The following is a 25,551-nucleotide window of genomic DNA, read 5'->3' on the forward strand; positions in this document are numbered from 1 at the left end:
GCCGTCGGCCCGTGGCCGGCCGCGACCCGCCGGTGCGCCGTCTCCGGTGGTCAGCCGCCGAGCGGAGTCGGCTAGTCTCGCCCCACACTGTGATCGACGCGGAACTCGCGCGCCGCGACCGGTGAACGACCCGCTGGAAGGACCGTCCGGGGACCCGGGACGGAAGACGAGGAGGCAGCGAGCAGTGGCTCGAGGCAGCAGGCTTGCGCGGCTGGCCGCGCTCGGTCTCCTGGGGGTCGTGACCCTCACCGGATGCCAGATGCCGAACAACGAGTTCTGGCGGTTCGGCTGGCCGGACGGGATCACCAAGCAGGCGCACGACATGCGCGAGCTGTGGACCGGCTCGGTCATCGCGGCGCTCATCGTCGGCTTCGGCGTCTGGGGGCTAATCCTCTGGTCCGTCGTCATGCACCGGAAGCGCTCGGACGAGCTGCCCAAGCAGACGGCCTACAACCTGCCGCTGGAGATCGTCTACACGATCCTGCCGTTCCTGATCATCGCCGGGCTGTTCTTCTTCACCGTCGTCGTCCAGGACAGGGTGCAGAAGCGCAGCGACAACCCCGACGAGACGGTCGCGGTCCGGGCGTTCAAGTGGAACTGGCAGTTCTCCTACCCCGAGACCAAGGGGCCGAACGGTGACCCGGTCAGCACGGTGGGCACGAGCTCCGAGATCCCGATCCTGGTGCTGCCGACCGATCGGACGATCCGGTTCGAGCTCACGTCTGCCGATGTCATCCACTCCTTCTGGGTGCCGGAGTTCCTCTTCAAGCTCGACGTGATCCCGGGTAACGAGAACGGCCGCAACAACGTCTTCGAGGTGACGGTCGACAAGGAGGGCGCGTACGTCGGTCGCTGCGCCGAGCTGTGCGGCACCTACCACGCGTTCATGAACTTCGAGGTCCGCGCCGTGTCCGGGGACGACTACGACGCCTACCTGGCCGCCCGCCAGGAGGGGAAGACCACCGCCCAGGCGCTCGAGCAGATCGGCCAGCCCGGGCACGCGACCTCGACCCACCCGTTCGAGTCGCTCCAGAACGGCAACGTCGACCAGCAGTCCTCCGGTGGCTGAGCTGCGCACCGCCCCGACCCTGTTCGTCTCGACTCACGAGGAGGCGCGGCCGTGAAGGTCGAGTCGCTCATCTTTGGGGTCATCGCGTTCTTCTGCGTGGTGGCCGCCGTGGTCTACGGCTTCTGGGCCAAGGAGCCCATTGGGACGACGGCGTTGGTGCTCTCCGCCGGTCTCACCGGGCTGATCGGCGGGTTCTTCTGGTTCGTCTCCCGCCGCATCGACGCCCGTCCCGAGGACCGCAAGGACGCCGAGATCGCTGACGGCGCCGGCGAGCTGGGCTTCTTCAGCCCGGCCAGCTACTGGCCGTTCTCGCTGGCCCTGTCCGCCGCGCTGATGGGCCTGGCGCTCGCCTTCTGGTACTCCTGGCTGATCGTCATCGCCGGCGTCGCCCTGCTGGTGAACGTCGGTGGTCTGCTCTTCGAGTACTACGTCGGGCAGAACGCCACCCAGAGCTGAGTCACTGCCTCGCCTCACCCGGAGGGCCCCGTCCGCCATCGCGGACGGGGCCCTCCGGCGTTGCAGCCGCCCGCCTCTGCCGTGTCGGGGTGCTGCAGAACCCCTGATGCGTGCAGAACACCCCTGGAGCGGCGGTGGGCTCCCGGCCCGCTCCGCCGGCGGGACGACGTCCGGCGGCGGCAGCTCCGGGGAGACGCGCCGGGGGCCGAACCGCTTCTGGGGTGTTGTTGCTGCTCCCGGGGTGCTGCAGAACCCCTGATGCGTGCAGAACACCCCTGGAGCGGCGGTGGGCTCCCGGCCCGCTCCGGCGGCGGGCGACGTCCGGCGGCGGCAGCTCCGGGGAGACGCGCCGGGGGCCGAACCGCTTCTGGGGTGGTGTTGCTGCTCGCTGGGTGCGGCATAACCCCTGAAGCGCGCAGAACACCCTTGGAGCGGCGTCAAGGGGCCGCCGGGGCCCCGAAACAACAGCAGGGCCCCGGTGTCATTCCACCGGGGCCCTGCTGTGTACTGCTGTCGAACGGGGTGTCAGTCGCGCGGCTCCTGTGGCCGTCCCGCGTCGGAGGGCCGGCCGGACGATGTCAGCTCGCGTTCGGCCTCGGCGGCGGCGAGACCGCGGCCCTCGGCGCGCTGCTCGAACTCCACCTGCGACGGCTCCTCGATCGGGCGGAAGAAGCCGCGGATGGCCCGGCGGGCGCCGCCCACGTGGTTCATCCGCTTGGGCACCGGCGCGCCGCCGTAGGCCAGCGTGCCGTGCCCGTGACTGTCCACCGGCCCGAGGGGCTGGTGCACCTCGATGAACTCACCCGAGGGCAGCCGCCGGATCACACCGGTCTCGATGCCGTGCTCCAGGACCTCGCGGTCGTGCATCTGCAGACCCAGGCAGATCCGGTAGGTGATCACGTAGACGATCGGCGGGACGACGATCATCCCGATCCGGCCGACCCAGGTCATCGCGTTCAGGCTGATGTCGAACTTGTCGGCGATGACGTCGTTACCACCCGACATCCACAGCCAGATGTAGAACGCCAGACCCATGGCGCCCAGCGCCGTACGCACCGGGACGTCGCGCGGACGCTGGAGCAGGTGGTGCGATGCCGTGTCGCCGGTCAGCTTGCGCTCGATGATCGGGTAGAGCGCGAGCACCGTGAACATGGCGCCGGCGACGACGACCGTCGGCCAGAAGAGAGCCGCGATGTGGTACTTGTGGCCGAAGCTGATGTCCCACGGCGGCATGAGGCGCGTCGAGCCGTCGAGGAACCCGATGTACCAGTCCGGCTGGGAGGCCGCCGACACCTGAGCCGGGTTGTACGGACCCCAGAGCCAGATCGGGTTGATCTGCACGAGGCCGCCGAGCAGGGCGCAGACCCCGAAGACCACGAACACCAGGCCGGTGGCCTTCGCGGCGAAGGTCGGGAAGAGCCGGTTGCCGACGACGTTGTGCTCGGTGCGGCCGGCACCGGGGAACTGCGTGTGCTTCTGCTTGACCAGGATCAGCAGGTGCAGCCCGATCAGCGCGAGCAGGATCGCCGGGATGAGCAGCACGTGGACGATGTAGAACCGCCCGATGATCTGCTCGCCGACGAAGTCGCCGTTGAACACCGCGAAGTGCGCCCAGGTGCCGATGACCGGCACCGACAGCAGGATCGCGCTGATGATGCGGAGGCCGGTGCCCGAGAGCAGGTCGTCGGGCAGGGAGTAGCCGGTGACGCCCATCAGCAGGGCGAGGACCAGCATGACCACACCGATGATCCAGTTGGTCTCGCGGGGCCGCCGGAACGCGCCGGTGAAGAAGATGCGCAGCAGGTGCACCACGATCGCGGCGACGAACAGCAGCGCCGCCCAGTGGTGCAGCTGGCGCATGAACAGGCCGCCGCGGACGTCGAACGACAGCTTCAACGCCGAGTCGTACGCCGCGGACATCTCCACCCCGCGCAACGGGGCGTACGTGCCGTCGTAGACGACCTCGCGCATCGAGGCGTCGAAGAAGAACGTCAGGTACGTACCCGACAGCAGCAGGATGATGAATGAGTAGAGCGCGATCTCACCCAGCAGGAACGACCAGTGGTCGGGGTAGACCTTGTTCAGCGTCCGGCGCAGCCACGGCGCGACGATCATGCGGTCGTCGAGCTCGTACGCCGCCTGGCCGAGCTTCGTGGTCGGGGCACCCGGGGAGGTAGCGGTGCGAGCAGCCATCAGATGGCCTCCCGGTTCCAGTAGGTGGGGCCTACGGCCTCAATGTAGTCACTGGCGGCCACGAAGTAGCCGTCCTTGTCGACGTCCAGCGGCAGCTGCGGCAGCGGCCGGGTGGCCGGTCCGAAGACGGGCTTCGCCCCTTGGGTGACGTCGAACTGGGACTGGTGGCAGGGGCACAGGATCCGGCTGGTCTCCTGCTCGTACAGCGACACCGGGCAGCCGGCGTGCGTGCAGATCTTGGAGTAGGCGACGTACTCACCGTAGGCGAAGCCTGCCTGGCCCTTGCGCGGCGTGAGCTCGGTGACCTGCTCCGGGCGGAGACGGATGAGCATCGTCGCGGCGTCGGCCAACTTGTTGCCGCCGGGCACCGCGGGGAACACCGTCTCGAGCGAGCCGGGCTGCTGATCGCCGGGCCGGATCGGCGTGCCGTCGTCGCGGACGAGCCGGACTCCCTTGCCCCATTCGGTGGTGCCCAGCGGGTTGCCCTTGTTCGGGTTCTTGATCAGCCCGCCCAGGGGCATGATCAGCATCAGTCCCAGGCCGCCGGCCATGAAACCGAGCGAGCGGGTGATGAGCTTGCGCCGCGCCAGGCCGCTGTTGTGGAAGCCGCTGACGAGCGTGGCGCCCGCGGTCACCCGGTCGAAGTGCGACCCGTCGTGCTTGTCCTGCACCGCCGTCTCGTGCGGCAGCAGCTTCTTGGTGAAGAGCACGAGGCCGATGCCGACCAGGCCCATGGCCAGGCCCATGCACAGACCGAGCATCGGCGTGAAGAGGGCGCTCCAGCCGCCCTCGGTGATCTGCCAGTGCCAGTCGGGCAGGAACCAGCCCGAGCCGACGTAGACCACCACGAAGAGGAAGGCGAAGACGCCGGCGAGGGTGAAGACGAGGCCGACCTGGCGGATGGCCCGCTTCTCCATGGTCGAGCCTGGCTCGGGACCCGGGTCGACGTGCAGGATCTCGACGCCGTCGTAGCGGGCACCCAGCCGGTCGAGCTCCTCGCGGCTCATGGAGGCGAGCTGCTCGGGGGTGTAGTCGTCGTCCGGTCCGCCGTAGAGCGTCTCGGGGACGTCCGCGCCGCCGGTCGAGCCGGGGCGGGTGTCGCGCGTGGTCACGCTTCCTCCGCTGCAGTGTCGATTCGTGAGCCGGACTGCGTGCTCACGCCTTGCTCCCCATCCAGAAGATCCCGAACAGCAGGGCGCCGATGCCGACGACCCAGATGACCAGGCCCTCGCTGACCGGGCCGATGCGGCCGATACCGGCACCGCCCGGGTCGGCCTGCGCCTTGATGGTCTGGACGTAGTTGATGACGGCGCGCTTCTCGTCCGGGGTGAGCTGGTTGTCACCGAACACCGGCATGTTCTCCGGGCCGGTCAGCATCGCGGTGTAGATGGTCTTGTCGTCGGCGTCCTTCAGGCTGGGCGCCGTCTTGCCCGAGCTCAGCGCACCGCCTCCGCCGACGAAGTTGTGGCAGGAGGCGCAGTTGAGCCGGAACAGCTCGCCGCCCTCGGCCAGGTCGCCGTCGCGCAGGTCGCCGGAGGGGACCGTGGGGCCGCCGCCGTGAGCCTGCACGTAGGCCATCAGCTGGTCGATCTCCTTGTCGGAGAAGACCGGCGGCTTGCGGTGGGCGTCGGCCTCCTGGCGGACCAGCGGCATGCGCCCGGTGTGCACCTGGAAGAAGACCGCCGCCTCGCCGACCCCGATCAGCGAGGGGCCGCGGTGGGGCACGCCTTCGAGGTTCGAGCCGTGGCAGGTGATGCAGCTGTTCTGGTACAGCTGCCGGCCGGCCGCCTCGGCGGCCGACTCGGTGGTCGTGCTGTCGTCAGCGGCCTGTGCCGGCGCGAAGGCCGAGTACAGGGCGCCGGTCAGCACCAGGCCGACCATCAGGCCGGCGACGTTCGTCAGCCGACGACGGTGCTTGGAGCGACGGCGGGCGCGGGCCCGACGGGCCGGCTCGCCGGCGGCAGCGCCACCGTGGTCGGGAGTGGCCTCGGACTGCGGGTTCGTGGTGGACACCGGTTCCCTAGCGGATCAGGTAGATCGTGGCGAAGAGCCCGACCCACACGACGTCGACGAAGTGCCAGTAGTAGGAGACCACGATGGCCGAGGTCGCCTGTGCCGGTGTGAACCGGCCCATGGTGGAGCGGATGAGCAGGAAGACGAAGGCGACCAGGCCCCCGATGACGTGCAGGGCGTGGAAGCCCGTGGTCAGGAAGAAGACCGAGCCGTACGTCGACGACGAGATCGTCGTGTGGTGCTCGGTGACCAGCACGCGGTACTCGTTCGCCTGGCCGAGGACGAAGGCCAGGCCCATCACGAACGTGATCGTGAACCAGCGCCGCAGTCCGTAGACGTTGCCCTGCTCCGCGGCGAACACACCGAACTGACAGGTGACCGAGGAGGCGACCAGGATCAGCGTGAACACCACGGCATACGGGATGTTCAGCTCGGTCGGCTCGGGTGGCCAACCGTGGGTCGACCGCGCTCGGGCGGTGAAGTACATGGCGAACAGGCCGGCGAAGAACATCAGCTCGCTGGAGAGCCAGATGATCGTGCCGACGCTGACCATGTTCGGTCGGGTCAAGGAGTGCACCCGCGATGTGTCGAAGGTGCTGCTCGCGACGGGGGCCGTTGTCACGAGGGTCATCATGGCATCGGCGGAGGGTCGGGACGACTGCGGGTGCGATGGGCGTGGCGGCAAAGTGATCAGCTCTTTACCGATCCCCCGGCCTACCGCGGAAACGGGCAGCACAGCCACTAGGCTCGCCCGCGTGAACCCCGCCGCCGACACCGCCGTTCCGGCCAGCGTTCTGGTCTACAGCCACCGTGCCCAGGTCCGCGAGGCCGTACGGACGGCGGTGGGCCGCCGACCCGCCGCCGACGTCGGCCCGATCACCTGGATCGAGTGCCTCACCGGCGACGAGGTGATCGCCGCCGTCGACCGCGGGGGCATCGACCTGTGCATCCTCGACGGCGAGGCCCAGCCCATGGGCGGCCTGGCGATCGCGCGGCAGCTGGAGGAAGAGGTCGCCGACCGCCCCGCCGTCTGCGTCCTCATCGCCCGCCAGCCCGACCGCTGGCTGGCGCACTGGTCGCGGGCCGACGCCACCCTGCCGCTCCCGGTCGACCCGCTGACCGCGCCCACCGTGGTGGCAGACCTGTTGCGTGCGCACGCGCGGCGCCCCGTCGTCCGTCGGTGAGCTCCCCAGGAGGCCGGCGGCCGACCTGGCCGGGCCTGCTGAACCGCCTGCTGGCCGGTCAGCACCTCACCGCGGCCGACACCGCGTGGGCGATGCGCGAGATCATGACCGGAGAGGCGACGCCCGTGCAGATTGCGGCCTTCGCCGTGGCCCTGCGCGCCAAGGGCGAGTCGGCCGAGGAGGTCTCGGGCCTGGCCGGCGAGATGCTGGCGCAGGCGACCCCGGTCCAGATCCCGGTCCCTTGCGTCGACATCGTCGGCACCGGTGGCGACGGTGCGCACACCGTCAACATCTCGACGATGGCCGCAGTCGTGACGGCCGCCGCCGGTGCGCCCGTGGCCAAGCACGGCGGTCGGGCGGCGTCGTCGTCGTCCGGGTCGGCCGACGTGCTCGAGGAGCTGGGCGTCGCCATCGACCTGCCGGCGCCCGCGGTGGCGCGCTGCGTGCAGGAGGCGGGCATCGGCTTCTTCTTCGCACCGGTCTTCCATCCCGGCATGCGTTTCGCCGGCGGCCCGCGCAGGGAGATGGGAATCGCCACGGTCTTCAACTTCCTCGGGCCGCTGACCAACCCGGCCCGTCCGGTGGCGGCGGCGATCGGCTGCGCCGACCCGCGGATGGCGCCGGTCATGGCCGGGGTGCTCGCCGCCCGCGGCGGTCGCGCGCTGGTCTTCCGGGGGGACGACGGCCTCGACGAGCTCACCACCGCGACGACGTCCGCCGTCTGGGTGGTTCGCGACGGCGAGGTGACCCCCGACCGGCTCGATCCCGCGGCGCTGGAGATCGCGCCGTCGACCCCCGACGACCTGCGGGGCGGCTCTCCTGCCGTCAACGCCGACGTCTTCCGCCGGGTGCTCGGCGGCGAGCGTGGCCCCGTACGCGACGCGGTGCTGCTGAACGCGGGCGCCGCTCTGGCGGCCTACGAGGAGCGACCGGCGCGGCTGCACGACGCGGTCGGGGCGGGCATGGAGCGAGCCGCGGCAGCGGTCGACGACGGTCGGGCCACCGCGCTGCTGGAGCGCTGGGTGCGGGTCAGCCAGGCGGCCCGCGCCTGATCAGTCCGCTGTCTCGAAGCCGATCGCGAACGCGGCTTCCAGGTCGTGCTTGGAGTACGCGCGGAACGCGATGTGCGTCTCGGTCTCGAGCACGCCCGGCACCTTGTTGATCCGGCCCGCGATGACCTCGGCGACCTGCTCGAACTCCCGCACCCGGATGATCGCGATGAGATCGACCTCGCCGGCGGTGGAGTAGACCTCGCTGACCCCGTCGAGGTCGGCGATGGCCGCCGCCACCTCGGGGATCGAATCGGTGGCGGCATCGATCATCACGATGGCGGTGATCACACCGAGGAGCCTAGCCGGGCGCTCAACCGCCCGCCCGCACCCGCCGTCACCCGCTCCGGACGCGCCCGCGTGCCCAGCGACCGGCCGTCGGCGAACGGGTCGCGGTCGCCGCGCCCGGCCTCGACCCGGTCGAGGAATCCTGTGAAGGCACCGATGCCGGGTGCCGGGCACGCCAGGGTGCCGGTGAGCTCGACCAGCCGGGTGCCCGGCTTCTCCATCCAGCGCAGGATCAGCTCGGTCTCGTCCACCGACGCGGCCAGTTCGTCGTCGGGGCCGGTCGGGGTCTCGGCGGTGAGCAGCAGCCTGGCGAGCGTCGAGCGCACGGACGTCGCCTGCGGGGCGCTGCCGGCAGCCACGAGGCGCCCCCGCCGGACGACGGTCAGGTGCCAGCCGCCGGCGCCGTCCGGGCGGGCGATGGTGAACTCGGCGACGGCGGCCAGCGAAGCGAGCCGTTGACGGCGACGCACGGCCCGCACGAGGACGGCGATCCGGTCGCGCAGCATGGCGGCGTCCTCGTACCGCTCCTCGGCGGCCAGCCGGTCGACGCGGGCCAACAGCGGCGCCACCAGGCCGGAGGGGTCGTGGCCTACGGCCGCGCGGAAGACCGCCGCGATCGAGGCGTACTCCTCCACCGACTGCTCGCCGGTGCACGGTGCCCCGCACCGGCCCATCCCGGCCAGCGCGCACGCCGTGCCGGGTACCCGCGGCGAGATCCGGGTCGTGCACTGGCGCAGCGGCAGGGCCTCGTGGACGGCGGCGACCGCGGCGTCGGCCGCCCGGCGGTCGGGGAAGGGGCCGAGGAACACGCCGGTGCCGGGCCGGACCCGCCGCACGACGGACAGGCGCGGGAACGGTTCATCGGTCAGCCGCACCCACAGCGCCCGCTCCGGGAACCGGGACCGCCGGTTGTACCGGGGCTTGTGCTCGGCGATCAGGCGCAGTTCGCGGACGGCGGCCTCGAGGTCGTGCGCGCACGGGATGGCGTCGACGCGCTGCGACAGCGCCACCATCTCGGTGATCCGGCTGCGCTGCTCGCCGGCCGAGAAGTAGCTGCGCACCCGGCTGCGCAGGTCGTTCGACGTCCCCACGTACAGCGGCTCGTCCCGTGGGCCGCGGAAGAGGTAGACGCCCGGCCCTCGCGGGACGGCGTCAGCGAGATGCCTCTTGCGCAGCCGCTCGGGGTCGACCTGGCGGGTGAGCCCGGTCAGCTCCTCAAGCGTCGTGATCCCCAGCGGGCCCAGCCGCTCGAACAGTCCGTGCAGGACGTCGACGGTGGCCCGCGCGTCGTCCAGTGCCCGGTGGGTGGGGGAGGTGGTGGCGGAGAAGAACGGCGCCAGCGTGGCCAGCTTGCAGTTGGGCACCTCGTCGCGGGTCAGCAGACGACGGGCCAGGACGGCGGTGTCGACCGAGGCCGTGGCCGGCCAGGCAATGCCGTTCTCCGCGCAGGCGGCCTTGAGGAAGCCGAGGTCGAAGGGCGCGTTGTGGGCGACCAGGACGGCGCCCCGGGCGAACTCGAGGAAGCCGGGCAGGACGGCGGCGATCCGGGGCGCCGCCGCGACCATCATCGTCGTGATGCCGGTGAGGACGCTGATGTAGGGCGGGATGGCGCGGCCGGGATCGACCAGCGTCTGGAACTCGCCGAGCACCTGGCCGCCGCGGATCTTGACCGCGCCGATCTCGGTGATCGCGCTGTCCTTGGGCGAGCCGCCGGTGGTCTCGAGGTCGACCACGACGAAGGTCACCTCCGCCAGCCGGGTGCCGAGCTCCTCGATCGACACCTGTTGGTAGCGGTCGACTGCGGTGGCGAAGGGCACGGGCCGGACGGTAGGTCGGGGTAATGACACTCTTGTGATGCCTCGCCGTTCCACCGCCGGGTTCGGCGGCGCCGGGCCCGCTGCCGGATGTCGCCCGGGTGGGGGACCGTGGCCGCTCACCTGGCGGAACGCCACGGTCCGGGTCACCATCAGTGCCCGGTGGGCAGCGCGAGTGGAAAGCGCCCCGAACGCAGAGGTGGTCCGATGCTCCCGCGTTCCCGGTGGCGCATCCGGGGGACGTCCGTGGTGATCGCAGGCGCGGTCGCCGCGGCGGTGCTCGCGGGGGCCGGCCCGGCGTCGGCCGCCCCCAGCGACCAGCCCGGGGGCACGTCCGGCGTCCTCGACAGCCGGGCGCTGGACGAGCTGCAGAAGCGCGCCGCCGAGGTGCAGAGCGGGCTGCAGGCGCAGCAGGGCGAGGTCGTCGCGGCGCGCGAGGCCATGACGCAGGCCCAGCAGGCGGTGGCCGACGCGCAGAAGGTGGTCGACGACGCCCAGGGCCAGCTGGCCGGCTACCAGCGGGTCGTCGCGGGATACGCCTCGGCGCTCTACCGGGACGGCGGGGGGCTGACGCCGCTCACCGTGCTGCTGACGAGCGGCGACCCGGGGGACGTGGTGTCGGCGCTCAGCTTCCTCGACGTGGTCGACGCCCATGCCTCCGACGTGATCGGCGCGGCCGAGACCATGCGGCGCTCGGCGCAGGAGGTGCGGCAGCGGGCCCAGGCGGCGCTGGACCAGGCGCGTGCCCGGCAGGAGGCGGTCGCCGCACGGGTCGCGGAGCTGGAGAAGAAGGCCGCCGCGGTCACCGACGAGCTCGGGGCCGCGCTGAGCGACGTGGACGAGCAGCTGGCCAAGCTGCAGCAGGAGCAGGTCGACGTCAACACGCGGACGGCGGCCAACTGGCAGGTGTACGTCGACCAGCTCACCGCCGCGGGCCTCGTCCCCCCGCCGGCCGCGCAGCTGCAGGACCCGGCCCGCGGGCTGCCCCCGGGCTTGGTGCCGGTCGCCGCGGCCGGTGGGGGAGCGCAGCCCGGAGCGGCCCAGCTGCCGCGTCAGCCGACGTCCCTGCTCGTCCTGCCCGCGGAGACCCTGTCCGCGGTGAGCGCCGCGATGAAGACCCTGGGCAAGCCGTACGCGCCGGGTACGGCCGGTCCTGATTCCTGGGACTGCGGCTCCCTCGTGCAGTCGGTCTACGGCGCTGCGGGCATCTCGCTGCCGGGCACGCAGCAGGACCTGTTCGCCGTCACGACCCCTGTCGCCCCCGCCGACGTGCTGCCGGGCGACCTCGTCTTCCTCGGCAACGCCGAGGCCGGGCTCGGGCACGTGGGGATCGCGCTGGACCCCAAGACGATGCTCGCCGCCGACGGCCGGGCCGGAGCGGTGGTGGTGCGCACCCTGCCCGCGGACCAGGTCCTGGGCATCGGCCGGCCGAGCCTCCCGCAGCGGGCACCGGTGACCGCGCCGGGTCCCACCGGTGGCGCCCTGCGGATGGAGTGCGGCAACACCGTCTATCCGCCCAGCTACGACGGCGCCCGGCAGTGGGGTGGCTATCCGAACGGGCTCATCCCGCCGAGCGCCATGTGCCCCTTGGGCGTGGGCGGACACCAGCTGCGGTGCGACGCCGCGGCGGCCTACCGGGCCATGTCGGCGGCCTTCGCGGCGGCGTTCGGTTCCCCGATCTGCATCACCGACTCCTACCGCACCTACGCCAGCCAGGTGCGCCTGTACGGCGAGAAACCGACGCTGGCCGCGGTGCCCGGCACCAGCAACCACGGCTGGGGGCTGGCGGTGGACCTGTGCGGCGGGATCGACCACTACGGGACGGCGCAGTACGGCTGGATGAAGGCGAATGCCGGCCGGTACGGCTATCTCCACCCCGACTGGGCCGAGCCCGGCCACGGCCGCGAAGAGCCGTGGCACTGGGAGTACGCGGGCACCTGAGCCCGGCTGCGACCGGAATTGTCGGTGGCTGCTCCTACCGTGCGGACAACTCACGGAGGAGCGAATCCATGCTGATCGACTGCAACACCTGCACCGCGCGGGGCGCCGGATGCGCCGACTGCGTCGTCACCGTCCTGCTCGGTGCCCCACCGGGCTGGCAGGGCGTCGACCCGGTGGTGGTCCCGATGTCGGGCCGGGCCCGGGACGCACGGCCGGAGGCCACCGCGGAGGACGTCGTCGTCCCGCCCGCCGGCGTGGTGGTGGAGTTCGACGAGGTGGAGCGCCGCGCGGTCCGGGCGCTCGCGGAGGTCGGTCTCGTGCCTCCGCTGCGACACCGCGGAGGGGGCGGCGAGGACTCCCGAAACGGTCGCCGGACGGGCTGAACGAGCGCGGACGGACCGGTCCGGTTCAGGTCACATTCCGGTAACGACATGCCGCTGACCAGCAACGATGAGACCAAATGCGACTCTCGTCACGCCAGTCGCAGGGACTTCCGTTTGTCACGGCAGCATCACGGTCGTAGGGTCGTCGCCGTTCGGCTGAGTGGTCGTCGCCCGTTGAAGGGTGGCCTCGGTCGGGCACCGCCGAATTGCCCGAGGGCGCCGCAGTGGCGTCCGACGGCGAACCGGGGACCCACCGCAGTCCTGGGGTGAGTTCTCCTGTAGGGCCGGCTCGCCGGTGAGCAGGGGATAGGGCCAGTCTTCCCAGCCCGAACCCGTCAGCTAACTCGGTAGGCGGTTGCAGAGGAAGAAACGGAGTGCCGCCGCACGTGGCGACCCCTCACGCTCAACTGAAGCACGCCCCCACACTGTTCACCGCTCCCCGACTCGGTCGGATCCGGTCCGGCCTGCTCGTCGGCGCCGCCGTCGCTATGGCGGTCACCACTCTGCCGAGCAGCGCTGCCGCAGCGCCCAGCGATGCGACCAGCTCCGCCCAGGTCGCCCAGCTCGTCGCCGATGCCAGCCGTCAGCTGGAGGTCGTCACCGAGCAGGTCAACGAGGCCAAGGTCCAGCTCGACCAGCAGCAGGCCGCCGTCGCTGCCGCCGACCAGGCCGCCGCCGCGGCTCAGTCGCAGCTCGACGCACTCGGGCCGCAGATCCGGCAGCTGGCGCGCTCGGCCTACACCGGTGGCACCCTCACGCGTCTGGACGTGCTGCTCACGAGCAGCTCGGCCGACGAGTTCGTCCACCAGCTCGGCACCCTCGACGCCATCGCGGGCCACACGAACGAGCAGGTCGCGCAGATCGCCACGGCTGCCGCCCAGGCCAAGACGGCCCAGGCCGGCGCGGACGAGGCGCAGACGAAGGCGCAGAAGTCCTACGACGACGTCTCCGCGCAGCAGAAGGACCTGCAGGCGAAGATCGCCGACTACCAGCGTCAGTACGACTCACTGACGGCGCCGCAGCAGCAGCAGGTGCTTGCGTCGCACGGCGACACGCAGGCGGCGCCGAGCGGGGTGGTCGCACCAAGCGGCGCCGCGCAGAAGGCCGTCGACACCGCGCTCGCACAGGTCGGTGACCCCTACGTCTGGGGCGCCGGCGGTCCGGACGCGTTCGACTGCTCCGGGCTGACGCAGTACGCGTACTCCGCGGCCGGCATCAGCCTGCCGCACTCGAGCAGCAGCCAGGCCGGAATGGGCACGCCCGTCTCCCGCGACCAGCTGCAGCCCGGTGACCTGGTGTTCTTCTACAGCCCGGTCAGCCACGTGGGCATGTACATCGGCAACGGCCAGATGGTCCACGCCTCGACCTCCGGCCAGCCGGTCAAGGTCGCGAGCCTGGACTCGATGGGCAGCTACAACAGCGCTCGCCGCATCGGCTGAGCGAGCCGAACGTCCCGGGAGGGCGGGGGACCCGCCCGGGGCACCGGCCCTCCCGGCGTTCCGCCCTAGGATCGGGTCGATGAGCTGGAGCCGGCCGACGGGCGCCCCCCGGGCCGCGCTGGTCACGGCGCTCGTCCTCGCCGTCGCGCTGGCCGTCGTCATCGTCGCCCGGACGCCCTGGACGGTCCTGCCCGAGCCGCCCGGTGGCCACGCGCCGCTCGACCCCACCGCCGCGCTGTCGGCCGCGCAACTGCACCGGGCGGACGCCTTCGCCGCCCTGGTCCGGCCCGCCTCCCTGGCGTCCCTGGCGCTCGGGCTCGTCGTCGCCGGGATCCTCGGGCTCACCGCCCTCGGCGGCCGCCTGGTCCGGGCCGTGGCACGGCCGCTCGGGGGCGGCTGGGCCTGGCAGGTCCTGCTGGGCGTGGCGGCCCTGATACTGGTCGGCCGGCTCGCCACCCTGCCGCTCGCGGCCTACGGGGAGATGGTGCGGCACCGCTACGGGCTCTCCACCCGCGGCTGGTGGCTGTGGCTGCGCGACGTGGCGGTGAGCACGGCGATCGACGCCGGCCTGACCGCCGTCGGGCTGCTTGCGCTCGTCTGGCTCGCCCGCCGGGTGCCACGCACCTGGTGGGCCTGGGCCGCGCTGGGGGCCGCGGCACTCGTGGTCGTGGGCTCCTTTCTGTGGCCGCTGGTCATCGAGCCCGCCTTCAACCGGTTCCAGCCAATGCCCGCCGGTCCGCTGCGCAGCGAGCTGCTCGCGCTGGCGGAGAAGAGCGGCGCTCCCGTGCAGGACGTGCTCGTGTCCGACGCCAGCCGGCGGACGACGGCGCTGAACGCCTACGTCTCGGGGTTCGGCTCCACCCGGCGCATCGTCGTGTACGACACGGTCCTCGAGCAGCTGCCCGACGCGCAGATCGAGTCGATCGTGGCGCACGAGCTCGGCCACGTGGCCGCCGACGACGTGCTGACCGGCACTCTCACCGGGGCGCTCGGCGCCGCGGCCGGCGTGGCCGCCCTGGGCTGGCTGGTCTCGGTCGCCCCGCTGCGTCGCCGCACCGGGGCGGAGAACCCGGGGGACCCCCGGATCGTCCCGCTGGTGCTGTTCCTCATGGCGGTCGGCGCGCTGGTCTCGACTCCGATCCAGAACGCGGTCTCCCGGCAGATCGAGGCCCGCGCGGACGTGCACGCGCTCGACCTGACCCGGGACCCCGACACCTTCATCGCGATGCAACGGGAGCTGGCCGTGGCCAATCTGTCCCAGCCGGACCCGCCCGCGGTCCTGCAGTGGTTCTTCGGATCCCATCCGACGACGGCGCAGCGGGTCGGCCTGGCCCGCGACTGGCAGCGGCTGGAGCGGCCGTGACCCGCACCCTGGTGGTCACCAACGACTTCCCGCCGCGGCAGGGGGGCATCCAGACCTTCGTCGCGGCCCTGCTCGCCCGCCGGCCGCCCGAGTCGCTGGTCGTACTCGCCTCCCGGTCGCCGGGCTGGGAGGAGTACGACGCCCAGCTGCCCTATCCCGTCGTCCGGCGCCCCACCTCGATGCTCCTGCCGACGCGGTCGACGGCCCGGGCGGCCGTCGAGCTGGCCCGCCGGCACGGCTGCGACAGTGCCTTCTTCGGCGCCGCGGCACCGCTCGGCCTGATCGCACCGGCGCTGCGGTCGGCCGGCGTCGGGCACCTGGTGGGCGCCACGCACGGGCACGAGACCGGCTGGGTGGCGCTGCCCGGGTCGCGCCAGCTGCTGCAGCGCATCGCCGGCGACCTCGACGTCCTCACCTACATCAGCGAGTACACCCGTGCCCGCCTCGAGCCCGCCCTGGGCCGCCGGACGAGGCTCGCCCAGCTCTCGCCGGGCGTCGACGTCGACCGCTTCACCCCGGACATCGACGGCGCGGCCGTGCGCGAGCAGTACGGCCTCGGCGACGCGCCGGTCGTGGTGTGCGTGTCGCGGCTGGTGGCGAGGAAGGGCCAGGACGTCCTGGTCGCCGGGTGGCCGCAGGTGCTCGACCGTCATCCCGATGCACGGCTGCTCCTCGTCGGGGGCGGTCCGGCGGAGGCGTCGCTGCGCCGCGCCGTGGCACGGCTGGGCCTGGCGGACTCCGTCGTCCTCACCGGGCCGGTCGCGCCCGACCGGCTGCCCGCGCACTACGCGGCCGGTGACGTGTTCGCCATGCCCTGCCGCACCCGCCGGGCCGGGCTGGATGTCGAGGGCCTCGGAATGGTCTTCCTCGAAGCCGCCGCCTGCGGCCGGCCGGTCGTGGCCGGCACGTCCGGTGGCGCGCCGGAGGCGGTGCGGGACGCCATCACCGGGCACGTCGTGGATCCCCGGTCACCCGCGGGGGTCGCCGGTGCGATCAGCGGCCTGCTGGACGACCCGGCCCGCGCTGCCGCGATGGGCGCCGCGGGCCGGGCCTGGGTCGAGCAGCGCTGGTCGTGGTCGACGATCGCGACGACGTTCGACGACCTGCTCCAGCGCGGTCCTCAGCGGGCGTAGAGCTTCTCCACCTCGTCGTCGAACTCCTTCATGACCACCGAGCGCTTGAGCTTCAGACTCGGGGTCAGCATCCCGTTCTCCTCGGTGAAGTCGGTGCCGAGGATGGCGAACTTCTTGATCGACTCGGCCTGCGAGACGGCCTTGTTGGCGTCCTTGACGGCCGCCTCGATCTCCTCGCGCAGCTCCGGGTCGTCCTTGACCTGCTCGGCCGTCTGGTCCTTGGGCTTGCCCTTGGACTCCAGCCACTGCGGCAGGACCTCCTCGTCGAGGGTGATCAGCGCCGCGATGAACGGGCGCTGGTCGCCGACGACGATGCACTGGCTGATCAGGCGGTGGGAGCGCAGGCGGTCCTCGAGGACGGCGGGCGCGACGTTCTTGCCGCCCGCGGTCACCAGGAGTTCCTTCTTGCGGCCGGTGATCTTGAGGAAGCCGTCGTCGTCGAGCTCACCGATGTCGCCGGTGTGGAACCAGCCGTCGGAGTCGATGTTCTCCTTGGTGGCGTCCTCGTTCTTCCAGTAGCCGCGCATCACGATGCCGCCGCGGATGAGCACCTCGCCGTCGTCGGCGACCGCGAAGTCGACCCCGGGCAGTGGGCGGCCGACCGTGCCGATGCGGAAACCGTCGTCGTGGTTCACCGACGCGGCGGCGGTGGTCTCGGTGAGGCCGTAACCCTCGTAGACGGGGACGCCGATGCCCCGGTAGAAGTGGCCGAGCCGGTCGCCGAGCGGGGCGCCACCCGAGACGGCACCCAGGCAGTGGCCGCCGAGGGCCGCGCGGAGCTTGCCGTAGACCAGCTTGTCGAACACGGCGTGCTGGGCCCGGAGCGCCAGGCCGGGGCCGCCCGTGTCCTGGGCGCGGGACCAGTCGATGGCAACCTTGGCGGCCTTGTCGAAGATCTTGCCCTTGCCGTCGGCCTCGGCCCTGCCCTTGGCGGTGTTGAACACCTTCTCGAACACCCGCGGGACGGCGAGGACGAACGTCGGCTTGAACTCGCCGAGGTCGTCGACGAGGTTCTTCACGTCGGGGGTGTGGCCGACGACGGTGCGGGTCTTGACCGCGCCGATCTGGATGACCCGCGCCAGCACGTGGGCGAGGGGGATGAACAGCAGCAGCGAGCCCTCGACGTTGAGGAACCGGCCGAGCAGGCTCATGCCGTTGCCGATCTCGAACAGGAAGTTCGCGTGGGTCAGCTCGCAGCCCTTCGGCCGGCCCGTCGTGCCGCTGGTGTAGATCAGCGTCGCGAGGCTGTCGGCCTTCAGCGTCGCCCGGCGCTCCTCGAGCACGCTGTCGGGCACGTCCTTGCCGGCCTGCGTCAGGGTGCCGACCGCGTCGTCCTCGATGACGTGGACCGACTTCAGATCGGGGGCCTGGTCGCGCACGGACTCGACGGCGGACGCGTGCTCGTCCTTCTCCACGATGACGGCGGTGGCGCCCGAGTCCGACAGGATCCACGCGACCTGGTCCGCGCTGGAGGTCTCGTAGATCGGGACCGTGACGGCGCCGGCGGTCCAGATGGCGAAGTCGATGACCGCCCACTCGTAGCGGGTCTTCGCCTGGAGGGCCACGCGGTCGCCCGCCTCCACGCCCGAGGCGATCAGCCCCTTGGCGACGCCGGCGACCTGGTCGCCGAACTCCTTCCAGGTCACGTCCTGCCAGGTGCCGTCGCGACGGACGCGGAAACCGGTCTGGTCGCCGACCTCGGCCACGTTCTTGGCGAGCAGGTCGGTGAGCGCCTCGTCGGGGCCCACCTCCATGGTCGCGGGGACGCTGAACTCGCGCACGCCTCGTCCTCTCCTCCCCACCGTCCGCGGGCATCGTCGCCCGCGGCCCCGGAGGGGTCGTCAGGTCGAATCTAGCCGTAAGTGACTACTGGTGAGTAGCAGAGAGTCGAGGTGACGACACGCTGAACAGCGGGGAACCGTTAACCTGCTGCCCATGGCTGACCAGTCCACCCAGTCGATCACCATCGATGCTCCCGCCGCCGAGGTCATGGCGGTCATCGCCGACTTCCCGTCCTACACCGAATGGGTCGCCGCGGCGAAGAAGGTCGAGGTCGTCGAACCCGGGAAGGACGGCCGGGCCCGGCGCGTGCACTTCGTCATCGACGCCGGCGCGGTGAAGGACGACTACGTCCTCGACTACACCTGGGACGGCGACCGCAAGGTGTCCTGGACCCTGGTCGAGAGCCAGCTCATGAAGCGGCAGGACGGCTCGTACTCACTCCAGGACGCCGACGGCGGCACCGAGGTGGTGTACGCGATCACGATCGACACCAAGATGCCGCTGCTGGGCATGATGAAGCGCAGGGCGGAGAAGGTCATCCTCGACACCGCTCTCAAGGAGCTCAAGAAGCGCGTCGAGGGCTGAGGGTGCGCACGCTCCTCCTCACGGGGCCCGGCGGGGCCGGGACGTCCACGCTGGCGGCGGCGGCCGCCGTCCGCGCCGCGCGGTCCGGACGCCGCACGCTGCTGTTGTCGCGCCAGGCCGTGCCGGTGGCAGGACTCGAGGACGTCGACGGTCTGGACGTCGTCCGCGTGGACCCGCAGGCCACCGTCGAGCGGCTCTGGGGCGGGACCGCGGGTGCCGTGGGCGCCGTCGTCCCGCACCTCACGCTGCCGCCGGAGAGCTCGGTCGTGCCGATCCCCGGTACCGGCGACCTCGCGATCTTCGCCGAGCTCGCCCGGGCCGAGGCCGACCTCGTCGTCCTCGACGCCGGACCGCTGGAGTCGATGTCGGCGCTCGTGGCGCTGCCGTCGGCCCTGCGCTGGTGGCTCGACCAGCTTCTGCCGCCCGGCATGCGGGCACTGGGCGCCGTCCGCACCGCTGCCGTGGCCACGGGTGCGGCGAAGCGCGGGCCGATCGACGCGGCGCTGGCCGCCGTCCCGCTGATCGAGCAACTGCTCGAGCGTGACCGGCTCGCCGGTCCGACGACCGTCTGCCTGGTGGCCGAGCCGCGGCGGACGACGGTGCCTTCGCTGCGGGCCGCGGTGACGACCCTGGCTCTGCACGGGCTGGCCACCGGCGCGCTGCTCACCCGGGTCCTGCCGCTGGACGACGGCGGCGAGTGGTCGGCGCGGCGCGCTGCCGAGCAGGACGCCGTCCTGGGCGACCTCGCCGGGGTGGCGTGGCTGCACCGCGTGCCCGAGCACCCGGTGCCACCGGCGGACGCCGATGCGCTGGCGGCGCTGCTCGACGGATTCGAGCTGCCCGACGCCGTCACGGCCGAGCGACCCGCTGCCGAGAAGCAGGACGGTTCGTGGCAGCTGGTCGTGCCCCTGCCGTTCGCCGAACGGGCCGACCTCCGGCTGACCCGCTGGGCCGACGACCTCGTGGTCAGCGCCGGCGGCACCCGCCGGTCGATCCGCCTCGACGCGCTCCTGCGGCGCTGCGAGGTCACCGGCGGCCGGCTCGTCGACCCCGGCACCACCGACGCCCGTCTCGTCGTCGGGTTCCGGCCCGATCCGAAGCAGTGGCCCGCCGACCTCCTCGCCGCCGAGGCTCCAGCACCGAAGGACGCGACCTCATGAACCCCGGAACCGACTGGATCGAGCAGGGCCGCCGGCTCCTCGAGACCCTCCGCAGCGCGACCGAGGTCCCCGAGGGGGAGCACGGCTCGGACTGCCGCTGGTGCCCGGTCTGCCAGGCCGCCGCCGTCGTCCGCGGTGAGCGGCCCGAGGTGACCGCCGCGCTGGCCGACGTCCTCACGTCGGCGGCCGCCGCTCTGCGCACGTTCGCCGAGGCCGGTGCGAGCACGCCCGAGCCCGAGGTGCCGGCCGCCGAGGACGGCGAGGCGCCGGCCGTCCAGCAGATCGACATCGCGTGACCGCCGCCGCGGCGGGGCTCGCCGCGCTCGGCATCGACATCGGCGGCACGAAGGTCGCCGGAGGCGTCGTCGCGCCCGACGGCACGATCCTCGCCACCGCCCGGCGAGCCACCCCCGGAGCCTCGGTCAGCGACACCGAGGACGCCATCGCCGCGGTGGTCGAGGAGCTCGCCGAGGCGCACGACGGCGAGCTGGTGGGCGTGGGCGTGGGCGCGGCCGGCTGGTTCGACCGGACCGGCGACACCGTGCTGTTCAGCCCGCACCTCGCCTGGCGGAACTCGACCCTGCGCAAGGACCTCGCCGCCCGGCTGCAGCGGCAGCTCTGGGTGGGCAATGACGCCGATGCCGCCGCCTGGGCGGAGTACCGCTACGGCGCGGCGCGCGGGGCAGACCTGGCGCTCATGATCACGCTGGGCACCGGGATCGGCGGTGGCATGGTGCTCGACGGGCGGCTGCGCCGCGGGTCGCACGGGGTGGCGGGGGAGTGGGGGCACATGCGGGTCGTGCCCGACGGCCGCCTGTGCGCCTGCGGCAACCGTGGCTGCTGGGAGCAGTACGCCAGCGGCACCGCCCTGGCCCAGACGGCGCGCGAGGTCGCGCGGACCTCTCGCGCCGCGGCCGGCCGGCTGCTGGAGCGGGTGGACGGCGACGTCGACCGGCTCACCGGCGAGGACGTCGCCGCGCTCGCCGCCGACGGGGACGCGCTGGCGCTGGAGCTGGTGACCGAGGTCGGCCAGTGGCTGGGACAGGGCATCGCCGACCTCGCGGCCATCCTCGACCCGGAGGTCGTCGTGATCGGCGGCGGCGTGAGCAAGCTCGGCGACATGATGCTGGGCCCCGCCCGGGACCGGCTCGAGCGCGCGCTGCCGGGCCGTGGCTTCCGCCCCGGGCCGCGGGTGGTCGTCGCCGAGCTCGGTCCGCAGGCCGGCATCGTCGGCGCCGCCGACCTGGTCCGGTTGGCCGTCAGCGAAGGCGATGCGTAGACCGCCGCCGGTCCGGAGTGATGTGCGCTGAGGGCGCCTTTTCGGCGGCAGAACTACCCTCCGGCGCACATTGCTTCTACTGCCGTCACTCTGGGCAGAGCTCGCGGGCGAGCTGCTCGAGGAACAGCCCGATGTCGGTGATGATCCCCATCGCCTGAGCGCTGCCGCGGTCGGCCAGCTTGGTCACCGTGGCCGGGTTGATGTCCACGCTCACCAGCGGGATGGACGCCGGCAGCAGGTTCCCGGTCGCGATCGAGTGGAGCATCGTCGCGACCATGATCGCGAAGCCGACGTCGGGCAACTGCGCGCGCATCGCCCGCTGGCCCTCGATCACGTCGGTGTAGACGTCGGGCAGCGGTCCGTCGTCGCGCACGGAGCCGACCAGCACGAACGGCTTCCCGGCCCGCACCATCGCGTGCATGACCCCGCCGGTCAGCACACCGGAATCGACAGCCGCGGCGATCGACCCGGCCGCGCGGATGGTGTTGATCGCCCGGATGTGGTGCTCGTGGCCGTGCGGCACCCCGGAGCCCTTGGCCAGGTCGACGCCCAGCGACGTGCCGAACAGCGCCGACTCGATGTCGTGGGTGGCCAGCGCGTTGCCGGCGAACAGGACGTCGACGTACCCGGCGCGCACCAGCCGGACCATCGCCGGGGCGGCGCCGGTGTGCACGACCGCCGGCCCGCCGACCCACAGGATGCGCTGCCCGGCGGCCTTGACCTCGCGCATGCGCTCGGCGATCTGGCGCACCAGCAGTGCCTGCGGCTTCTCGCTGGAGACTGCCGACGACATGAACCCGAAGTCCTCTTCCTCACCGCGCGCGACGGTCGCCGGCATCTCCACGCGCACCCCGTGCGCCCCGCAGACCACCGCCTCGCCGGCCCGCACGTCGCTGACCGGCACGTTGCGGACGACGGGACGGCCCTCGCGCTCCTCGACGACCAGCCCGCAGTCCATCTCGGCGCGGTCGACCCGCAACCACTCGCGGTCCAGCCGCACGAAGGTGTCGAGATTGGTCGTGGAGTAGAAGTCCTCGGGGAACACCCCGTCGGTGGGCGCCGGGCGGGTCATCGCCGTCCCGGGGTCCACGGGGTTGGCGCCGTGCACCTGGATCCGCATGACGATGCGCTCCAGGAGCTCGGCCTCGTCCGCGCGGATCTCGACCAGCGCCCGGGACTCGTCCTCGTGCTCGCGGCCCACCTCGAGGTTCTCGATCCGGTAGTCGCCGCCGTACTCGAGGACGTCGTCCAGGACCCGGGCGAGGATGCCGGTATCCATGAGGTGGCCGGTCAGGGTCACGGTCTCGGTGTGCCGGCTGGGTGAGGTCACGGACGGCACGTTAGCGGTTACCCGCTACACCACCGCGCCGTCGTCGCCGTCGTCCTCGGAACGGTCCCGCATGCGCGAGACGAGCATCGCGACGCCGCCGGCGATCGAGGCCACACCGAGGATCAGCCCGACGTCCGTCGACAGCCGGAGGACGCTGGGCGCACCCACGAGCAGCAGCCCGAACGCCACCAGCAGGACGGCGTACAGCGAGGCCGGCGCCGGTACCGGGAGCGGCGGTGGCGGTGGGGGCTCGTAGTGCTCGTCGGGACGGTCGAGGATCGGCACCTCGTGCTGGACCGGCGGATCGGGCAGGACGGACGGCGGTTCGTCGGGGGCCGCGCGTCCGTCCTCCGCCTCGTAGGCCGCGACGATGGCCGCCCACTCGGCCTCCTCGTCCAGATCGGGGCGGACAGCCGGCCGCTCGGGCCGGCCGGGAGGCTCGTCCGGGACCGCAGCAGGACCCTCCGCGCCGGCCGGCACGTGCTGGTCGACGACCACCCGGGCCTCGGCGCGCCGGGACCGGTCGACGAAGAGCCGGTCCGAGGGCGGGCTGGGCAGGCTCACCGAGCGCGTGTAGGGCTCGACGTCGGACGAGGGCTCGAGGTAGGCGGCGATGCCGACGGCGTGCAGCAGGTCGAGCAGGTGCTCGCCGATCCGCGGATCGATGTCCCGCAGGGGGCTCCAGAGCGAGGCGTCCAGCCCGTTGTCCCGCCGTCCGCGCCGCCCGCTCACGTCGTCTCCGCCGGCACGCGCGCCCGGATCCACTCCACGGAGCCCGCGAAGATCGTCGGGGCGTCGTTGTCGAGGGTGGCCACGTGGTAGCTGTCGTGCAGCACCACCTCGGTCGTGTCGGGGCTCGAGACGCCGTCCAGCAGCACCTTCGTGTTGATCGGCTCGACGACGTGGTCCTCCGCGCTGTGGAACACGATGACCGGGATGGTGACCTTGCCGAGGTCGGCGCGGGTGGCGGCCCAGAGCGAGCGCAGCTGCATCATCGCCCGGGTCGGGAGCTTCGGGTAGGCGAGCTCGGTGACGCCGGGCTTCTTGATGTCGCTGGCGATCGGCGCCCAGCTGCCCGTGAGCCGGGCGATCAGCGGCAGCAGCTTCGCGTCCAGCCGCTGGGTGAGGAAGGCGGGGTTGACCAGCAGCAGCCCGGCCATGTCGTCCGGTCGCACCTCGGCCAGCCGCGTGGCCAGGGTGCCGCCCATCGAGAGACCCGCGACGAACACCCGGTCGCAGTTCTTCGCGAGCGCGTCGAACGCCTCGCCGACGGCCGCCGTCCACTGGTCGTGGGTGCTGACGTTGCAGTCCTGCCAGCGGGTGCCGTGGCCCGGGAGCAGGGGACAGCGGACGGCGAAGCCCTCGGCGGCGAGGTGCTCGCCCCACGGCCGCATGCTCATCGGTGTGCCGGTGAACCCGTGGATCAGCAGGACGCCGGTCCGCCCTTCCGGTCCGCTCCCGGCGAAGTCGAACGGCTCGGCGCCGGGCAGGACGTCGGCGGGGGCGGGCGATCCGGACAACGGGGGTCCTCCTCGGTGGCCGGCTGCACCGGCCGCAGGCCATCAGCAATCTCACAGGTGGTCGCCGATTGTGATTCGGCGCTCGGGCTCCTTAGTCTGGCAGCTCACGAGGGAGGCGTGTTGTTCTACTGGTTCCTCAAGTTCATCGCGATCGGCCCGGTGGTCCACGCCGTCTTCCGTCCGCGCGCCGAAGGCACGGAGCACGTGCCCGACGACGGCTGCGCGATCCTGGCGAGCAACCACCTGTCGGCCGCCGACTGGATCCACATGCCGCTGTCCCTCAAGCGCCGGGTCACCTTCCTCGCCAAGGCGGAGTACTTCACCGGTACCGGCCCCAAGGGCATGGCGCAGCGCGCCTTCTTCAGCGGCGCCGGGCAGGTGCCGATCGACCGGTCCAGCGCGTCGGCAGCCGAGAACGCCATCCAGACGGGTCTGCGGATCCTGCGCGAGGGGAAGCTGCTGGGCATCTACCCCGAGGGCACGCGGTCGCCCGACGGCCGGCTCTACCGCGGCAAGACCGGCGTGGCGCGGATGACCCTGGAGACCGGCGCCCCCGTCATCCCGGTCGCGATGATCTACAGCAGCAGGCGCCTGCCGTTCGGGAAGAAGCTGCCGCGCGTCGAGGTGCGTTTCGGCAAGCCGCTGGACTTCTCGCGCTACGAGGGCCTCTCCGGCGACCGCTTCGTGGAGCGGTCGATCACCGACGAGATCATGTACGAGATCATGACGCTGTCGGGTCAGGAGTACGTCGACGTCTACGGCGCCACGGTGAAGAAGTCGATGGACTCCACCGGGGCGAGCGCGCCCGAGGTGGTGGCCCAGCTGCAGCCGCCGCCGGACGAGGCCGGTGACCGCGCCCCCACGTCCCTGGCCGGTTAGGCCCCGTCCCGGGTCCCGCCCTGAGCTTGCGAAGGGTGGGGAGGACGGGGTCCTTTCACTGCAGGGGCCCGCCGCGAGCGTGCGAGTGGTGGGGGGCAGGGGGGTCTTTCAGGAGGCGGGCGAGGACGTCGCGGAGCAGGGTGAGCAGATCGCTGCGGGACATGGTCGGGTCGAGCGTCCATTGCCCGACCAGGTCCTCGGTGAACGCGAACCACGCGAGCACCAGCTGCCGGCGCCGGGCGTCGTGCGGCAGGTCCAGCGCGTCGAGCGCCACGTCGACCAGCCGGGCGCGGGTCTCCTCGTAGACCTCGGAGACCCATGGGTCGCCGCCCGCGGCGCCGCGCACGAAGGCCAGGTGCGTCTCGCGATAGGTCTCGACCCAGCCCACGTAGCGATCGAGCATGCCGGTGACCTGCTGCCCCGGTGGCGTGCCCGGGGGCGGCAGCAGGTGTGCCCACAGGAGGTCGGCGGCCGCCCGCGTGACCGCCGTGTAGTAGTCGCGCTTGGTGGCGAAGTAGTGGAACAGCAGGCTGCGGCTGATGCCCGCCCGGCGCGCCACCTCGTCGATGGTGAGCTCCTGGACCGGCGTCGTCGGCAGCAGCTCCAGCCCGATCTGCACGAGTTGCGCCCGGCGGTCGTCCGCCGAGCGCCGCAGCCGGGCGTGCTCGGGGGCAGGTGCGGCGGCCACCGG

25 protein-coding genes and 1 riboswitch are annotated in these 25,551 nt (G+C 72.4%); of the genes, 14 read left to right on the forward strand and 11 right to left on the reverse strand.

The annotated features are described in order from the left end of the window. Window positions 1-184 precede the first annotated feature (184 nt). Both ctaC and AC2H4J_RS16300 read left to right on the forward strand, forming a co-directional pair. Window positions 185-1,069, forward strand: coding sequence for an aa3-type cytochrome oxidase subunit II (gene ctaC, locus AC2H4J_RS16295; protein WP_487465928.1), 885 nt, complete (start codon window positions 185-187; stop codon window positions 1,067-1,069). A gap of 51 nt (window positions 1,070-1,120) precedes the next feature. Next, window positions 1,121-1,525: a cytochrome c oxidase subunit 4 gene (locus AC2H4J_RS16300; RefSeq protein ID WP_487465929.1), complete on the forward strand. Its 405-nt coding sequence runs from the start codon at window positions 1,121-1,123 to the stop codon at window positions 1,523-1,525. Window positions 1,526-2,050: 525 nt separating this feature from the next. Here AC2H4J_RS16300 and qcrB read toward each other — a convergent pair. The 4 genes from qcrB to ctaE are packed head-to-tail and all read right to left on the reverse strand — an operon-like array spanning window position 2,051 to window position 6,353. After that, the gene (qcrB, locus tag AC2H4J_RS16305) at window positions 2,051-3,718 is read right to left on the reverse strand and encodes a cytochrome bc1 complex cytochrome b subunit (RefSeq protein ID WP_487465930.1); all 1,668 of its coding nucleotides are present in this window, start codon (window positions 3,716-3,718) and stop codon (window positions 2,051-2,053) included. Further along, the gene (qcrA, locus tag AC2H4J_RS16310; protein WP_487465931.1) at window positions 3,718-4,830 is read right to left on the reverse strand and encodes a cytochrome bc1 complex Rieske iron-sulfur subunit; all 1,113 of its coding nucleotides are present in this window, start codon (window positions 4,828-4,830) and stop codon (window positions 3,718-3,720) included. Before qcrA ends, qcrB begins: the two co-directional genes overlap by 1 nt. Window positions 4,831-4,873: 43 nt before the next feature. Next, window positions 4,874-5,731 carry a cytochrome bc1 complex diheme cytochrome c subunit gene (gene qcrC, locus AC2H4J_RS16315; protein ID WP_487465932.1) on the reverse strand — a complete coding sequence of 286 codons (858 nt, stop codon included), beginning with the start codon at window positions 5,729-5,731 and terminating at the stop codon, window positions 4,874-4,876. Between the two features lie 7 nt (window positions 5,732-5,738). Beyond that, window positions 5,739-6,353, reverse strand: a complete 615-nt coding sequence (ctaE, locus tag AC2H4J_RS16320; RefSeq protein WP_487465933.1) for an aa3-type cytochrome oxidase subunit III — start codon at window positions 6,351-6,353, stop codon at window positions 5,739-5,741. A gap of 133 nt (window positions 6,354-6,486) precedes the next feature. Between ctaE and AC2H4J_RS16325 the strand changes: the two genes are divergently transcribed. Together AC2H4J_RS16325 and trpD are read left to right on the forward strand one after the other, a co-directional pair. Further along, window positions 6,487-6,915 carry a hypothetical protein gene (locus tag AC2H4J_RS16325; protein ID WP_487465934.1) on the forward strand — a complete coding sequence of 143 codons (429 nt, stop codon included), beginning with the start codon at window positions 6,487-6,489 and terminating at the stop codon, window positions 6,913-6,915. Next, window positions 6,912-7,967 carry an anthranilate phosphoribosyltransferase gene (trpD, locus tag AC2H4J_RS16330; protein ID WP_487465935.1) on the forward strand — a complete coding sequence of 352 codons (1,056 nt, stop codon included), beginning with the start codon at window positions 6,912-6,914 and terminating at the stop codon, window positions 7,965-7,967. The genes AC2H4J_RS16325 and trpD overlap by 4 nt, the downstream gene beginning before the upstream one ends. On the opposite strand, the gene AC2H4J_RS16335 is transcribed toward trpD, so the two are convergent. Continuing rightward, window positions 7,968-8,255: an Lrp/AsnC family transcriptional regulator gene (locus AC2H4J_RS16335; protein ID WP_487465936.1), complete on the reverse strand. Its 288-nt coding sequence runs from the start codon at window positions 8,253-8,255 to the stop codon at window positions 7,968-7,970. It lies immediately after the preceding gene. Then, a complete protein-coding gene (locus AC2H4J_RS16340) occupies window positions 8,252-10,069 on the reverse strand; it encodes a DEDD exonuclease domain-containing protein (protein ID WP_487465937.1) in 1,818 nt (605 codons plus the stop codon). The genes AC2H4J_RS16335 and AC2H4J_RS16340 overlap by 4 nt, the downstream gene beginning before the upstream one ends. Window positions 10,070-10,273: 204 nt before the next feature. Here AC2H4J_RS16340 and AC2H4J_RS16345 point away from each other — a divergent pair, with 204 nt between their 5' ends. From AC2H4J_RS16345 to AC2H4J_RS16365, 5 genes are all read left to right on the forward strand, one after another. After that, window positions 10,274-12,007, forward strand: coding sequence for a D-alanyl-D-alanine carboxypeptidase family protein (locus AC2H4J_RS16345; protein WP_487465938.1), 1,734 nt, complete (start codon window positions 10,274-10,276; stop codon window positions 12,005-12,007). A 68-nt stretch (window positions 12,008-12,075) separates the two neighbouring features. After that, window positions 12,076-12,390, forward strand: coding sequence for a hypothetical protein (locus AC2H4J_RS16350; protein WP_487465939.1), 315 nt, complete (start codon window positions 12,076-12,078; stop codon window positions 12,388-12,390). 207 nt (window positions 12,391-12,597) lie between these two features. Beyond that, window positions 12,598-12,759: riboswitch (cyclic di-AMP (ydaO/yuaA leader) on the forward strand. A 17-nt stretch (window positions 12,760-12,776) separates the two neighbouring features. Next, entirely contained in the window at window positions 12,777-13,829 is a 1,053-nt protein-coding gene (locus AC2H4J_RS16355) for a C40 family peptidase (protein WP_487465940.1), read from the forward strand. 79 nt (window positions 13,830-13,908) lie between these two features. Continuing rightward, window positions 13,909-15,192 carry a M48 family metallopeptidase gene (locus AC2H4J_RS16360; RefSeq protein WP_487465941.1) on the forward strand — a complete coding sequence of 428 codons (1,284 nt, stop codon included), beginning with the start codon at window positions 13,909-13,911 and terminating at the stop codon, window positions 15,190-15,192. Beyond that, entirely contained in the window at window positions 15,189-16,325 is a 1,137-nt protein-coding gene (locus AC2H4J_RS16365; RefSeq protein ID WP_487465942.1) for a glycosyltransferase family 4 protein, read from the forward strand. Before AC2H4J_RS16360 ends, AC2H4J_RS16365 begins: the two co-directional genes overlap by 4 nt. Here AC2H4J_RS16365 and AC2H4J_RS16370 read toward each other — a convergent pair. Continuing rightward, window positions 16,313-18,106, reverse strand: a complete 1,794-nt coding sequence (locus tag AC2H4J_RS16370; RefSeq protein WP_487465943.1) for an AMP-dependent synthetase/ligase — start codon at window positions 18,104-18,106, stop codon at window positions 16,313-16,315. The two genes, AC2H4J_RS16365 and AC2H4J_RS16370, sit on opposite strands and share 13 nt — an antisense overlap. A gap of 154 nt (window positions 18,107-18,260) precedes the next feature. Between AC2H4J_RS16370 and AC2H4J_RS16375 the strand changes: the two genes are divergently transcribed. Genes AC2H4J_RS16375 through AC2H4J_RS16390 form a run of 4 tightly spaced genes read left to right on the forward strand, consistent with a single transcriptional unit; the run spans window position 18,261 to window position 21,131 of the window. Next, window positions 18,261-18,692, forward strand: a complete 432-nt coding sequence (locus AC2H4J_RS16375) for an SRPBCC family protein (RefSeq protein WP_487465944.1) — start codon at window positions 18,261-18,263, stop codon at window positions 18,690-18,692. Between the two features lie 2 nt (window positions 18,693-18,694). Continuing rightward, complete coding sequence (locus AC2H4J_RS16380; protein WP_487465945.1) at window positions 18,695-19,852, forward strand: ArsA family ATPase; 1,158 nt, start codon at window positions 18,695-18,697, stop codon at window positions 19,850-19,852. Further along, entirely contained in the window at window positions 19,849-20,148 is a 300-nt protein-coding gene (locus tag AC2H4J_RS16385; RefSeq protein WP_487465946.1) for a hypothetical protein, read from the forward strand. The genes AC2H4J_RS16380 and AC2H4J_RS16385 overlap by 4 nt, the downstream gene beginning before the upstream one ends. Beyond that, window positions 20,145-21,131: an ROK family protein gene (locus AC2H4J_RS16390; protein WP_487465947.1), complete on the forward strand. Its 987-nt coding sequence runs from the start codon at window positions 20,145-20,147 to the stop codon at window positions 21,129-21,131. Before AC2H4J_RS16385 ends, AC2H4J_RS16390 begins: the two co-directional genes overlap by 4 nt. Before the next feature lie 85 nt (window positions 21,132-21,216). On the opposite strand, the gene AC2H4J_RS16395 is transcribed toward AC2H4J_RS16390, so the two are convergent. The 3 genes from AC2H4J_RS16395 to AC2H4J_RS16405 are packed head-to-tail and all read right to left on the reverse strand — an operon-like array spanning window position 21,217 to window position 23,981. Beyond that, window positions 21,217-22,461: an ornithine cyclodeaminase, nickel-pincer nucleotide-dependent gene (locus AC2H4J_RS16395; RefSeq protein ID WP_487465948.1), complete on the reverse strand. Its 1,245-nt coding sequence runs from the start codon at window positions 22,459-22,461 to the stop codon at window positions 21,217-21,219. A gap of 24 nt (window positions 22,462-22,485) precedes the next feature. Next, window positions 22,486-23,193, reverse strand: a complete 708-nt coding sequence (locus AC2H4J_RS16400; protein ID WP_487465949.1) for a hypothetical protein — start codon at window positions 23,191-23,193, stop codon at window positions 22,486-22,488. Further along, window positions 23,190-23,981, reverse strand: a complete 792-nt coding sequence (locus tag AC2H4J_RS16405; RefSeq protein WP_487465950.1) for an alpha/beta hydrolase — start codon at window positions 23,979-23,981, stop codon at window positions 23,190-23,192. Before AC2H4J_RS16405 ends, AC2H4J_RS16400 begins: the two co-directional genes overlap by 4 nt. Before the next feature lie 117 nt (window positions 23,982-24,098). Between AC2H4J_RS16405 and AC2H4J_RS16410 the strand changes: the two genes are divergently transcribed. Further along, window positions 24,099-24,860, forward strand: coding sequence for a lysophospholipid acyltransferase family protein (locus tag AC2H4J_RS16410; RefSeq protein WP_487465951.1), 762 nt, complete (start codon window positions 24,099-24,101; stop codon window positions 24,858-24,860). Between the two features lie 55 nt (window positions 24,861-24,915). Here AC2H4J_RS16410 and AC2H4J_RS16415 read toward each other — a convergent pair whose 3' ends face one another. Next, window positions 24,916-25,548: a TetR/AcrR family transcriptional regulator gene (locus AC2H4J_RS16415; RefSeq protein ID WP_487465952.1), complete on the reverse strand. Its 633-nt coding sequence runs from the start codon at window positions 25,546-25,548 to the stop codon at window positions 24,916-24,918. Window positions 25,549-25,551 lie beyond the last annotated feature (3 nt).

It is taken from the genome of Blastococcus sp. OS1-29, assembly GCF_057628075.1.